The 13,581-nt window shown below is 40.2% G+C and carries 13 protein-coding genes; 4 read left to right on the forward strand and 9 right to left on the reverse strand.

The window, feature by feature from the left end; genetic code table 11:
* The first annotated feature begins 38 nt into the window (after positions 1-38).
* Positions 39-1,196 (forward strand): chorismate mutase, encoded by a 1,158-nt coding sequence (locus BG00_RS13805; protein WP_036983218.1) that lies wholly within the window; start codon positions 39-41, stop codon positions 1,194-1,196.
* Between the two features lie 117 nt (positions 1,197-1,313).
* Complete coding sequence (locus BG00_RS13810) at positions 1,314-2,387, forward strand: hypothetical protein (protein ID WP_036983219.1); 1,074 nt, start codon at positions 1,314-1,316, stop codon at positions 2,385-2,387.
* A 49-nt stretch (positions 2,388-2,436) separates the two neighbouring features.
* On the opposite strand, the gene tyrA is transcribed toward BG00_RS13810, so the two are convergent.
* The 7 genes from tyrA to ffh all read right to left on the reverse strand — a co-directional run bounded on the left by tyrA (position 2,437) and on the right by ffh (position 8,548).
* Positions 2,437-3,570 carry a bifunctional chorismate mutase/prephenate dehydrogenase gene (gene tyrA / locus BG00_RS13815; protein WP_036983220.1) on the reverse strand — a complete coding sequence of 378 codons (1,134 nt, stop codon included), beginning with the start codon at positions 3,568-3,570 and terminating at the stop codon, positions 2,437-2,439.
* Between the two features lie 313 nt (positions 3,571-3,883).
* Positions 3,884-4,753, reverse strand: a complete 870-nt coding sequence (locus tag BG00_RS13820) for an MYG1 family protein (protein ID WP_036983221.1) — start codon at positions 4,751-4,753, stop codon at positions 3,884-3,886.
* 191 nt (positions 4,754-4,944) lie between these two features.
* A complete protein-coding gene (gene rplS / locus BG00_RS13825) occupies positions 4,945-5,304 on the reverse strand; it encodes a 50S ribosomal protein L19 (RefSeq protein WP_008114473.1) in 360 nt (119 codons plus the stop codon).
* 33 nt (positions 5,305-5,337) lie between these two features.
* The gene (gene trmD, locus BG00_RS13830; protein ID WP_036983222.1) at positions 5,338-6,105 is read right to left on the reverse strand and encodes a tRNA (guanosine(37)-N1)-methyltransferase TrmD; all 768 of its coding nucleotides are present in this window, start codon (positions 6,103-6,105) and stop codon (positions 5,338-5,340) included.
* Positions 6,105-6,641, reverse strand: coding sequence for a ribosome maturation factor RimM (rimM, locus tag BG00_RS13835; RefSeq protein WP_008114470.1), 537 nt, complete (start codon positions 6,639-6,641; stop codon positions 6,105-6,107). The genes trmD and rimM overlap by 1 nt, the downstream gene beginning before the upstream one ends.
* A gap of 17 nt (positions 6,642-6,658) precedes the next feature.
* A complete protein-coding gene (rpsP, locus tag BG00_RS13840; RefSeq protein WP_008114468.1) occupies positions 6,659-6,907 on the reverse strand; it encodes a 30S ribosomal protein S16 in 249 nt (82 codons plus the stop codon).
* A 261-nt stretch (positions 6,908-7,168) separates the two neighbouring features.
* Positions 7,169-8,548 (reverse strand): signal recognition particle protein, encoded by a 1,380-nt coding sequence (ffh, locus tag BG00_RS13845; protein WP_008464738.1) that lies wholly within the window; start codon positions 8,546-8,548, stop codon positions 7,169-7,171.
* A gap of 223 nt (positions 8,549-8,771) precedes the next feature.
* Here ffh and BG00_RS13850 point away from each other — a divergent pair, with 223 nt between their 5' ends.
* Both BG00_RS13850 and BG00_RS13855 read left to right on the forward strand, forming a co-directional pair.
* Positions 8,772-9,578 (forward strand): cytochrome C assembly family protein, encoded by an 807-nt coding sequence (locus BG00_RS13850; protein WP_036983223.1) that lies wholly within the window; start codon positions 8,772-8,774, stop codon positions 9,576-9,578.
* 61 nt (positions 9,579-9,639) lie between these two features.
* Positions 9,640-10,908, forward strand: a complete 1,269-nt coding sequence (locus BG00_RS13855) for an HlyC/CorC family transporter (RefSeq protein WP_013464491.1) — start codon at positions 9,640-9,642, stop codon at positions 10,906-10,908.
* A gap of 42 nt (positions 10,909-10,950) precedes the next feature.
* Here the strand turns inward: BG00_RS13855 and BG00_RS13860 are convergent, their stop codons facing one another.
* Positions 10,951-11,559 (reverse strand): transglycosylase SLT domain-containing protein, encoded by a 609-nt coding sequence (locus BG00_RS13860; RefSeq protein WP_013464490.1) that lies wholly within the window; start codon positions 11,557-11,559, stop codon positions 10,951-10,953.
* A gap of 435 nt (positions 11,560-11,994) precedes the next feature.
* Positions 11,995-13,572 carry a glutamate--cysteine ligase gene (gene gshA, locus BG00_RS13865; RefSeq protein WP_036983505.1) on the reverse strand — a complete coding sequence of 526 codons (1,578 nt, stop codon included), beginning with the start codon at positions 13,570-13,572 and terminating at the stop codon, positions 11,995-11,997.
* Between the last annotated feature and the right edge of the window lie 9 nt (positions 13,573-13,581).

Here is a 13,581-nt window from a genome sequence, read left to right on the forward strand (position 1 = left end):
GTTAAATACAGTGACGTTTTTGGAATGAGGAAAACCAAATGAGCAACGATGTACTTGATACTCTCAGGCACGATATAAATGAAATCGACTCCGATTTACTTGTTTTACTAGCAAAGCGACGCCGCATTAGTCATGGCGTAGTTGAATATAAAATTGCAAATAATAAACCCATTCGTGATGAGGCCCGTGAACTGGCTTTGCTCGAAAAATTAATCGGTTATGGTAAATCTCTTGGTTTAGATGCTTACTATGTAAATAATGTTTTTCAAACCATATTGGAAGACTCTGTATTACATCAACAAGCCATGCTTCAAAAGAATTTAAACCCCGATGCACTGAGCGAAACCCATCGCGTAACCTATTTAGGCGGACAAGGATCTTACAGTCAACTTGCGTGTCATAAGTACTTTAGTCGCCGACCAGGCAAATTAATTGAAATTGGCTGTAGTTCTTTTGATGAGATCACCGGTAAAGTAGAAAATGGTCAAGCCGACTTTGGCTTACTGCCTATCGAAAACACTAGCTCAGGTAGTATTAATGAAGTATTTGATTTGCTGCAGCATGCACAAGTCTCTATTGTAGGTGAAGTTACTCATAGCGTTGAGCATTGTTTATTAGCCGCCCCAGGAACTGAGCTGTACCAATTAACTAAAGTCTTTGCGCATCCGCAACCCTTTGCCCAGTGTAGCCGCTTTTTACAGGGCCTTGGCGAACTTCAGCATGAAACCTGCGATTCAACATCGAGTGCATTAAAATCAGCTCTTGAAACACCTAACAGTGCGGCTATTGGCTCTGCACAAGCAGGTAAAAATGTAGGGCTTGAAGTGATCAAGGCGAATCTTGCTAATCAAAAAGAAAACCATAGTCGCTTCATTGTGGTTGCACGTAAACCGCTACATGTATCTAAACAAATCCCCACTAAAACCAGTTTAATTATGGCAACTAAGCAACAAGCAGGCTCACTCGCCGATGCGCTGATGATTTTTAAACAGCATAATATAAATCTAGTAAAATTAGAGTCTCGCCCTGTACCAGGAAATCCATGGGAAGAAGTATTCTATGTAGATTTAGAAGCGAACCTTGCTGATAGCCAAGTGAAACATGCGTTAGAAGAGCTTAAAGAGCATACCCAATATGTGCGCGTATTAGGTTGTTATCAAAGCGAGTCTTTACAAGCTGTGAGTGTAGATAGTTAAGTATTACGTCTGAGTGTAAATGGATTCACACTCAGATACTAACTATGCCAAGCGGTCGAAATTTGTACTTTAAGTTAAGTTAAGTTAATTTGACATCTATTATAAGGAAATAAAACAATGCAAACAAAATTTATAGCTCTTCTTTTACTACTTACTCCCCTGCTTACGCCTGCCGCTCCTATGCCAACAGGGAAATCTGATGGACTTATTTGTTCTTCATATATTGGTGGTAAAGTTAAGGCTTGCCCTGAAAATATTCACGACTATATCAATAATAAAACTGGTATTCCTATTAACCATGCTTGCGACAATGGCGAAGCTTTATGTATTGGTGAAGGTTATCCATACAATGACTTTCGTGAACTTCATACTATTTATGATATTGATAATAACCAAACAAAAAAAATACAAGTAACTATTACCCCAACGTTACTCGATTCTCTTGGCCGCAGCACCTTACAACAGGGCCGAAAAATCATTTCTGAGATTGCTCCTACCCCACAAGAAAAACAGTTCACCAATGAATTATTCTTAGCAGTAAACTCTAAACAGAAACTAGCAAAACAATTAACACTTACTGTGCAAGGAAGTTATGCAACTGATGCCTCAGGAGTAACCACTGATATACTGACAAGTTCATTACTATCTTGCAAAACAGCACTCAACTACCTTAACAATGACGTTAATTGCATGGGTGATTTAAACAAAGATATTGATTTATCAGTTCAAGATAATGCGGTATTTAATTCCTTTATTTCAGCTTTACAAAAAGCCCAAGGGTTAATAAATGTTGTGACTGTTGGCAGCATTGATTATTCTGATTTACAAAAGTTGAATCAGTTTATTGTTATTTTGTATTACGATGACGGTTCTAAATTAGCTATTAATGTCGAGTTCAAAGAAGGGGCGATAGAAATTAAATTAAATAAAGACGCATCGCGTACATCTAAAGGGCTAACTTTTTTACAATTTATAGAAGGTAACACCAATAAAGCCACCTCATATGGTGAAGCAAAATCTATGGCTAATTCAAAGTATAATAGTGGTTTTGGCTGTGCACCAACGCGATTTGATAATGGCGTCACCGCAAAATTAGTAAATACAATAATAATCAAAAAACCCGATGGAACGGAGCGTCATATAAATATTTATAAGCTAGTTAATGAATTTGTAGTATTTAATCAGTGCTAAGTATGAAACTTTGCAAGGCTGGACATAAACCTCCAGCCTTCATTTATTATTAATCTAGAACCTTAGCGTCGTTCGCTTTATTTAATAAACTACGGCTTTGGGTTAAAAAGTGCGCCGTTGAATCCGAGAAATAAGACTTTGCATCAGCAAAGGCATCGATTAAGGCTGGCTTATCCCCTGCTTTTAACTTTTTAAGCGTCTCTGAGAACAAACACTGATACTGCGCTAATAAGCTTTCTACATTATCAAATTGCGCCAGCATAATATCAGTATATAGCTCTGGCGATTGTGCAAATAAACGGCCAACCATCATTAGCTCTAACTGATATATAGGTGATGAACAACTTCTTAGCTCGGCGAGTGTGTGCCCCTGTTTTGCTAAAAACTGACCATACACAAAGGTGGTTAAATGACGCATCACCTGAATAATTTGCATCGCTTCATCGTGTTTTTTAGCATCAAGTTCAACCAACTGACAACCCCATATTTGTAGCTGCTTTAATAACCCTTGTGCCACCTCATGACTACGCCCTTCACATACCACCACGGTTTGTTTCACCCAATGGGAAATATCAGGTCCAAACATGGGATGTAAACCAACAACTGGCCCACTATGTACTTTTTTAAGCACAGCTAATGGTGCTTGTTTAACTGATGTAATATCAACCAGCAAACAATCATCATCAAGCTTTGGAAGCGCGTTAACAACCGTTTCAAGAGCATTTATTGGTACACTGATCATCACCAGTTTTGCACCTTTTAGAATATCCGCAGTCTGTGATTGCTGCGCCTTATCTAAAATTTTGACTTCGTAACCCGATCGCTGAAATTGTTTTGCAAATAACTGCCCCATTGCCCCTTCACCACCAACAATAACAATTGGCGATAATTGTGGGTCGGCACAGGCTAATTTGGCCTGTTGATTTTGATAAGCTTCACGCATCATGCGTCTGAGAATGTCTTCGACTAAATCAGGGTTTACACCTTGATTAATAGCCTCTTGACGTCGTGCAGCTAATAAATCAGCTTCTCTATCGGGTGCATGTAGTGGCGCACCAGTTTGTTGTTTTATTGCGCCAATTTGTTGAGTAATACCATTGCGCTTTGCAAGTAAGGCAACCAGTTGCGCGTCGCATTCATCTATACTTGTTCTTAGCTGCACTAAATCACTTATCTCTGCCACGTTCTCATTCCATCCAAAAAAGCAAAATCGTAAATTAAATCTTACAAAAAAGTAAACTAATCAATACGATAAATACTAACAGGATACGTTAGGGGTTAAAAGGCAAATTATTGAAAAGATCACTATCAGTTGTTCAACTAAAACCAAGGTGGAAACGGTAGTAAGTAACCTAAACGCTAGATAATAAATCTATCTCAAGCAGCTATTTCAGCGCTAACTACATTGAATTTACGTAGGGTCATTAAGTAGAGAATCTTAAAAAGTGGCTCAAGCCACTTCTATTAAGTAACCGGCGAGCGGTTAAGGAGAACTATTAGTATTCTAATGCCATAGCCGCAAGCGACATAACACTGTCGAATGATTCTGCGCCAGCGATAAATAGGCCATTATGGCAAAACATAGCATCATCGATACCGGTTACCGCTTGAAATTCATCATCCGATAATCCTGCCCATGGTGCAGGTAATGACTTTCTGTCTTCAAAAGAGCCTAATTCTGCAGGCACCGTTTGCACTATCCACTTGCCTGAATGAGATGGGTAAACGACAAATAATGCCTCATCAGATAAACTATGTACGGTTTTTTTCCACGGAGTATAGCGCTCTAATACGATTAATCGAGGATCATCAGCTTGTTTTATTGCTTGAGCAACAATCTTTTTAGCATTTAAACCACCTCGGGCAGAAGCTACAAAACGAATCAGTAAAGTGTGTGCAAATTCAACCGCTTGATCAAAAGCAGCATCAAAATCACTTTCCTCTTCCCATGTTGGGTTAAACATAGAAATTGTTTGGCTTAAGCTAATGCCTGTAGCAACCCCTTCAACATGACCACAATCAATGGCATCAATAGTTGATACAAGCCCTGCATCAACTGCATTCGCCACATCTTGATTATCATCACATATTGCTAAGCCATATTTTTTCCACACCAAGCCAAATGACGAAAAAGGAATCCCATTTTCGCGAGCACCGGCACCGCCGCGCTGATGGTGATCAAATCGGTCAGTTTGTGGGTCATATTGGCCGCCAACATCAATAACCACATCAGCGTCATTAATAATCGCATTATCGCGTGTGCGGATCAGGGTAAAAGAAGGGAAAATAATTTTAAGCGCAGCGATACTAAAAACATCATCTGCATGAAAATTGCCGTTGTGTGTAACTATCGTTTTATCATTCATTTTTGTAAATCATTTTTGCAAGAAGTGAGAAGATATTGTGATTTGAAGTGAACCACACTTTAACGCATGCAGGTTAAGGTGTGTATTGGTTTTTGAATGTAGCGATATAAAAACCGCAATAGTATTAAAACCAAAACGGGTTGCAACCCAAAGGTTGCAACCCGTTTTTTTGCGTTGATATACAGCGCGTATTAGTTAAGTTTTTCTCTAATACGTGCAGATTTACCAGAACGCTCACGTAGATAGTAAAGCTTAGCACGACGAACCGCACCGCGACGCTTAACTGTTACGCTATCAATAAGAGGGCTGTGCGTTTGGAATACACGCTCAACACCTTCACCGTTCGAGATTTTACGAACTGTGAATGCTGAGTGAAGACCACGATTACGCTTAGCGATTACAACACCTTCAAAGGCCTGTAGACGCTCTTTAGCACCTTCTTTTACTTTTACCTGTACAACTACTGTATCACCAGCGCCGAATGCAGGTACGTCTGTTTTAAGCTGCTCTTCTTCAAGCGCTTTAATAATATTTTGGTTTACTTTTGCCATTATGTTTCTCACTTTCCTAGGTGTAACTGTCTTCTAGCCACAAGCTTTTTGGTACTCTTGCTGAAATTTCGCGAGTAATACCGCTTGCTCCTCAGTCAGAGCTAGGTTATGCAACAAGTCAGGACGGCGAAGCCAAGTTCTACCTAATGACTGCATAAGCCGCCATTTTGCTATCTCTTGGTGGTTTCCGCTGAGTAATACAGCAGGCACCTGTTTGTCGTCCAATGTTTCTGGCCGTGTATAGTGAGGACAATCTAGCAAGCCATCCGAAAATGAATCTTGCTCTGCTGACTGGTTGTGTCCTAAAACCCCTGGCACTAATCGCGCTACTGCGTCAATTAATGTCATGGCAGGTAGTTCACCTCCACTCAAAATAAAATCACCAATTGACCATTCTTCGTCAACGTACGATTCTATTATTCTCTCGTCTATACCTTCATAGCGACCGGCAATTAAAATCAGTTTTTCAGAGTTTGCGAGTTCGCTAGCCCCTTGCTGATCTAATTTGCGCCCTTGTGGCGACATATAAATTACTTTTGCACCATCACCTGCAGCCTGTTTGGCTTCAAGAATGGCTTGTTTTAATGGTTCAACCATCATTAACATGCCTGGCCCGCCCCCGTAAGGACGATCATCTACGGTTCTATGCTTATCAGTTGCATAGTCTCGTGGATTCCAGCAGTTAAAATCGATTAAACCCTTTTTAACAGCACGACCGGTTACACCTTGCTGTGTAATTGCATCAAACATATCCGGGAAAAGGCTGATAACCCCTACCCACAACGAACTTGTTTGATTCATTAAAAGCTTGGATCCCAATCTACAGTAATTTCTTTCGCATCATATTTAACTTCTTGAATAACTGAATCAGTTAAAAAAGGAATTAAACGTTCTGCTTGGCCAAATGCATCTTTACTGTTTGCTTTCACAACTAGTACATCATTTGAGCCTGTCTCCATAAGGTCATCAACAATGCCTAAGTTATAACCTTTATCAGTTACAACCGACATGCCGATGAGATCTCGCCAATAGAATTCACCTTGCGGTAATTCTGGTAGCTGCGCCGAATCAACAGAAATTTCTACATTGGTATAAGCCATTGCTTGGTCTCTGTCATTTACTTGCGCAAACTTAGCGATAAAGCCTTTGTTGTGGCGACGCCAGTCGACCACTTCTAAGGATTGCCATTTACCTTGCTGCCCTATCAACCACGGGCTGAAATCGAAGATCCCTTGGGGATCATCAGTAAATGAATGCACCTTAAGCCAGCCCTTTATACCATATGGGGCGCCGAGCTTTCCTACGACAATTATTGATGAGGTGTTCTCTTGACTCATGGTTACACTTACGCCTATTAAGCCGCTTTACGAGCGTCTTTAACTAATTTAGCTACACGATCTGAAAGACCTGCGCCTTGACCTAACCAGTGTTCAACACGTGGTAAATCTAAACGAAGTTTTTCTTCTTGACCTGAAGCAATTGGGTTAAAGAAACCTACTTTCTCGATGAAGCGACCGTCACGCGAGAAACGGCTATCCGCAACCACAATTTGATAGAAAGGGCGTTTTTTAGCGCCACCACGTTGCAAACGAATAGTTACCATACCGTCCTCTAAATAGATTGACTGTTTTCATTAATAAGATTTACTCCCCAGTATGGGGAGCCGGTGAATTGTACGAGTTTTTAGCAACAATGCAAGTAAGAAGTGATGCAAAAAGCCAGTTTAGTAGATTAAACCGTGATCCAAGATGAAAAAGTATATGAATAAGCTATTCTGTGCATAGTTTATCCAACAATAAAGAGGCATTTTGCCTCTTTATTGATTACTTTTTATCTCGTATTGGAGGTATTGAAGGTTAAATTATTAAAATTTTGGACCACCGCCACCCATCATGCCAGGTGGTAACATCCCTTTCATGCCACGCATCATTTTTTGCATGCCACCTTTACCTTTCATCTTCTTCATCATTTTTTGCATTTGCGTAAATTGCTTAAGCAGTTTATTGATCTCTTGTACTTGAGTACCAGAGCCCGCAGCAATACGCTTTTTACGCGAACCTTTGATGATTTCTGGGCGTGCACGCTCTTTTTTGGTCATAGAGCTAATAATCGCTTCCATTTGAATAAAGGTTTTATCACCCATTTGCCCTTTAACCGCATCTGGGATGTTTTGCATGCCAGGCAGTTTATCGAGCATCGACATCATGCCACCCATGTTTTTCATTTGCTTTAGTTGATCAGCAAAGTCATCCAGCGTAAAGCCATCACCTTTAAATACTTTTTGTGCTACTTTTGCCGCTTGTTCTTTGTCTACTTTCATCTCGACTTCTTCGATTAATGAAAGTACATCACCCATGCCTAAAATACGTGAAGCAATTCGGTCTGGGTGGAAAGGCTCAAGGGCATCAGTGCGCTCACCCACCCCCATAAACTTAATTGGCTTACCAGTAATATGACGAATAGATAAAGCAGCACCACCTCGGGCATCACCATCTGTTTTAGTCAGTATCACACCGGTCAACGGTAAAGCTTCGTCAAATGCTTTTGCTGTATTTGCCGCATCTTGACCTGTCATTGCATCAACAACGAATAGCGTTTCGATTGGATTAATTGCATGATGCAAGGCTTTAATTTCATCCATCATGTCGCTATCAACATGCAAACGACCCGCAGTATCGACTAATACAACATCAATAAATTTCTTTTTCGCATGAGAAATGGCAGCAGTTGCAATATCAACTGGTTTTTGCGAAATATCACTTGGGAAAAATTCTACATCAACTTCTGTTGCTAAGGTTTCTAATTGCTTAATTGCTGCTGGACGATACACATCGGCACTCACCACTAGTACAGACTTCTTCTTGCGCTCTTTTAAAAACTTAGCCAGCTTACCTACACTGGTGGTTTTACCCGCACCTTGAAGACCAGCCATCATCACTACCGCCGGTGGCTGTGCGTTAAGGCTTAGCTCTTCGTTAGCTTCACCCATGGCTTTTTCAAGTTCTTCACGAACAATTTTTATAAATACTTGGCCAGGGCTCAAGCTTTTGGTGACTTCAACACCAACCGCACGCTCTTTAACTTGCTTTACAAACTCGCGAACAACAGGCAACGCCACATCGGCTTCTAAAAATGCCATTCGCACTTCACGAAGTGTATCTTTAATGTTGTCTTCAGTTAAGCGACCACGGCCACTAATATTTTTTAGGGTTTTACCTAATCGTTCTTGGAGGTTCTCAAACATGTAACGGTTCCGAAAAGACGTTTATATCAACTCTATTAATAAGGTCGATGTTATTAAAATTCAATTGAAAATAGTATACCGTAAATGGTGGCATACAATACAGTGCTGAAATGCTGCTTATTGAGTTTCTTTTTACAGGGTCTATGCATTTGCGTTGCTATAAAATACAATGACCAGATAACGAACACGAATTATTTGACTTCAATTAAGTGGCCAAAGCAAAATGCTGATTATTAGTTTAACTATTATTGCCAGTTTATTTTATGTGTTAGCAACGTCTCACGTGCTTTCGCGATTGTTTCATCGTCAGGGACCAAGCCAAAAAATTACCATAATACTGAGCACTGTCGCTATTTTGGCGCATATGCTGCTTTTAGTAAACTCGGTGTTTAGAGTCGATGGCCAAGATTTAAGTATTGTTAATGTTGCATTACTGACTTGTTGGGTAATAGTGCTTTGTGTCACCACCGTCTCTTTAAAGTTCCCTGCAACACTGCTATTACCTGTTGTATACGGCTTTGCTGCCCTGTTAACTATTGCTAGCCTGTTTATTCCTCATCACATTTTACTTAATAGCATTAATGTAGAGCTTGCGTTAGTTGCGCATATTTCACTGTCGTTATTAGCCTACTGTACTTTAATTATTGCCACCCTTTACGGCGTACAATTTTACTTTATTGATAAACGCTTGAAACGTAAAGATTTAGCAATAGTACATAGCCATTTACCGCCACTAATGGTGGTAGAGCGTCAACTTTATCAACTATTAAATTTAGGCACAGTATTATTAAGCGTGGCGCTGATTACAGGGTTTGTATTTCTTGATGGCATGTTTGCCAAAGAGTTTATTCATAAAACAATCTTATCTTTAGTTGCTTGGGCTATTTTTGCTACGATTGCCGTTGGCCATATAAAACGAGGTTGGCGAGGGAAAATGGTGGTAGTGAGTATTATGATGGCCGCATTTACACTCACACTCGCTTATTTTGGCAGCCGTTTTATACAAGAAGTGGTTCTAAATAAGTTTTAACTTGACTCTGAAAGCTCACTCTAGCTTAATACGCATTGGTTTATAAAAAAAGGATCCATCGTTGGACGACATATCGACAAGTACGCTGTTTATCATTTTAGGTTTATTAGTACTTTTTTCTGCTTACTTCTCCGGGTCAGAAACCGGAATCATGTCAATCAACCGTATTCGTTTACGACACCTCGCTAAAGAGAATCATCGTGCTGCGAAACGCGTTAGTAAATTACTCAGTCGACCTGACAGGTTGATAGGTCTTATCCTCATTGGCAATAACCTTGTCAATATTGCGGCTGCCCAAGTTGCCACCATTATTGGTATTCGTTTGTATGGTGATTTAGGTATTGCTATAGCAACAGGTGCATTAACACTTGTGGTGCTGATTTTTGCTGAGGTAACGCCAAAAACACTGGCCGCCCTCTATCCTGAGCGAGTCGCTTTTCCAAGTTCGGTGATACTCAAAGGGTTACTAAAAATTCTCTTCCCATTTGTTGTCGTTGTTAACTGGATGACCAATGGTATATTGCGCTTATTTGGTATTAGCGCTGCACAAATAGATGAGCACAGCATGAGTAAAGAAGAATTAAAAACCGTGCTAAATGAATCGGGGGCGCTGATCCCCGCTCGTCATCAAAGTATGTTGACCTCTATTTTAGATTTAGAACAAGTTACCGTCGAAGATATTATGATCCCTCGCAATGAAATTGTGGCGATTGATATTAATGACGATTGGAAAATAATCAGTAAACAACTTACTCACGCTCAACATACTCGAGTGCTTTTATACCGCGACAATATTGATGATGCTGTTGGCTTTATTCACTCTCGTGATGCACTTCGCCTTTTAACTAAAGAGCAATTTGATAAGCCTTCGCTATTGCGTGCGGTACGTGAAATTTACTTTATCCCTGAGGGCACCTCGCTTAACACTCAGCTACTAAAATTTCAGTTATCAAAAGAACGTATTGGTATTGTTGTTGATGAATATGGCGACATTCAGGGCTTAGTCACTCTTGAAGATATTCTTGAAGAAGTTGTGGGTGATTTTACTACCACTCAAACTCGGACACCGAGTGAAGAAGTAACCACACAAAACGATGGCTCTTATATTGTCGACGGCGGTGCTAACGTTCGCGACTTAAATAAAGAAATGGGCTGGGAATTCCCATTAGACGGCCCTAAAACATTAAGTGGCTTGATTGTTGAGTACTTAGAAGATATCCCTGATGCTAATTTAAGTATTCGTATTGCAGGCTATCCGGTTGAAGTACTTGAGGTAAAAGAAAACATGATTAAACAAGTCAAAATTCAACCAAACAAACGTAAAAAATAAACCAATAGAAAAAGGAGCCTACTGGCTCCTTTTTAATCTAATCTAAAAGAACAATCGCTCTAACCAACCTTTATCTAAATCATCTTCGCAGCGTCTTAGCTGTGCGCCATAACGGCTTGCCCGATGTTTTACTTTATTGGCAACGCTCATTAGCCATTTTTTCTTACGATAGGTGCCTCGTTTATAACCGCCCCATCCCTCATGATAATTTAAATACTGTGCGTAGGCGTCCCACTTAGACACACCATTAACTTTATGGGTTTTATAAACAAACCACGCCATAAAATCAATCGCATCTTCAAATTCGTCTCTGTCGGCGCCACTGTTACCTGTTTCACGAATATAATCAGACCAAGTAGGTGTTTTAGCTTGAGAATAGCCATAGGCATCGCTTGCACGACCAGTAGGAATTATCCATAAGAAGTATTCCATAGGCGGTGCTGCATCGTGGCGAAAAGAACTTTCTTGATACATCATGCTCATTAACACATGTTTTGGGGAGCCCCACTTTTCCTGCGCGTCTTTGGCATCAAAATACCAGTCAGATTTCTCTTCGAAAATTTTACAAATATCTTCTGGTTGCTTTGGGGGAGCTGTTGCACACCCAGCTATAGTGAGCAACAAAGATAAGGTAATAATATTTTTTTTCATTTTTTAAGATCTCACTGAACTTTTTAAAAAAGTGTGGGTCTGAATCTATGAATGCAGCAGTACAGCATTGTTTCATCCCTAAAGAATATTTACGCAGCTACTATGAGCTGCGTTTTTTTTGCCTGCTACTTACTTGGGTCTGTTGACCTTTCAAGGTTGAATTTTCAGCAGCTTATTTGGTATTTAGGCAAGGCAAAGCCTATGTGGTGTGGTTATTCCCCATAAGCAGGCGATAACGCAGCATCAATGCTAAACAGGTGCTACCCTTCGGGTTCTGCCTAGGAGCGATTCACTCTTTGTTGCCTACATGGATGTAGGTAAGGGGCGTGAGCAGGACGCGGAAGCTTTGCTCGGTTTTTACTTAGCCCACTAGGTTACAAACCTCGCGCCGCGATTAAACCGCTCCTAGTTTGAACAAATTGTAATTTGAAAAGGTCAACAGACCCTGAAGTATGTATCTAAAAATGCGGTAAATGATTGTTTATCAGCTTGTTCAATTGCCTTTTGAGCTTGGTACGACTCTGCAGCTTGTTGCTCTAGCCACGATTTTGAAAATTCAGTATAACTTGCTGTTTCATGGCTTTGTTTGTACTTCTGAGCAAGTGAGAGTGCAAAGTGGCCATTATCTAACTCTGATGCTTTTAACTGCTCAACATAACGACCAGAATACGTTAATGCCGGATCATGAATCCAAGTCGCCATGCGCTTAATGGTGTTTGAGTAGTAGTCAACATCGTAAGCCGTATCCATCCACTGAGCAACATCACTCAACTGACTAAATATTTCATCACCCCAAGATTCTAGGCTGCGCTGCTCATTATTAAAATTAAGCATCAAGCCTTGTTCTCGACCTTGGTTAACCACAGTATCAAGATTTTCAGTGCTACGAGTTTGCTCTTTCCAATCCATAGGCGCTGAATCTTTTAATAAACAATAAGTTAAAAACACATCTAAAAAGTGTATTTGCTCTAAGTCAATGCCAACTTCACTAAACGGGTTAACATCCAATGCACGAATTTCAATATATTCTATACCCGCTCTTAGCAATGCATCGGTGGGCGTTTCACCATTTTTTGCATTACGTTTAGGACGAATTGGCGAGTAAAACTCGTTCTCTATTTGCAAAATGTTTTTATTTAATTGCTTTGGCGTAGCACTGGTGTAATCGTCAATACTGCCGTAAATATCTGAAGGCGTATTTATGGCTTTTTTAAGTCCTGCGACATATTCATCTAATGAGTTATACATTACTCGTAATGACGATTGTGCGCTATTGGTATAGCCTAAGTTGCCTAAACGCAATGCGGTACCCACTTCCAAATATAAAGTGCCTTTACCGAGTTTTTTAAACGGTAAATCGCTTTTACGCCCTTGTAAAAAAGAGCTACATAATGCCGGCGATGCGCCAAACATGTAACTAATTAACCACAGTTCACGTTTAAAGTTACGAATTAACGCCAAGTAACTATCCGATATAAAATCTTCAAGTTTCGCATTACTTTGCTTTAATGAATGCAGTGACTGCCATAGCGTTTGTGGAAAAGAAATATTGAAATGTACGCCAGCAATCGCTTGCATCATACTGCCGTAGCGGTTCTTCAAGCCTTCGCGATATAGGGTTTTCATTTTACCGACATTAGACTCGCCAAATTGTGCCAATACAATATCGTCTTGATGATTTATAAAGCACGGCATACTAATTGGCCACAACAATTCATCGCCCATATGTTCTAGGGTGAACTTTTGTAAATCTTTTAGCTGCTGTAAGGTTTGCGTTGATGACTCGCTAACCGGTGTAATGAACTCAAGTAAAGATTCAGAAAAATCAGTGGTAATATGCCCATTGGTGAGCGCACAGCCCACCCCTTGAGGATGAGCCTGTTTTGAAATGGAACCATCGTGATTAATTCTTAATGATTCTCTCTCAATACCGCGCATAATGCCTTTAATAGCCTGTTGATTATCTGCATTAGATAGCGCGTTGAGCGTGTTCTTTAAATTATAAGTTGTCAAAAAAAGTTT

The organism is Pseudoalteromonas sp. SCSIO_11900, from assembly GCF_000576475.1.
Taxonomy (GTDB): Bacteria; Pseudomonadota; Gammaproteobacteria; order Enterobacterales; family Alteromonadaceae; genus Pseudoalteromonas; species Pseudoalteromonas tetraodonis.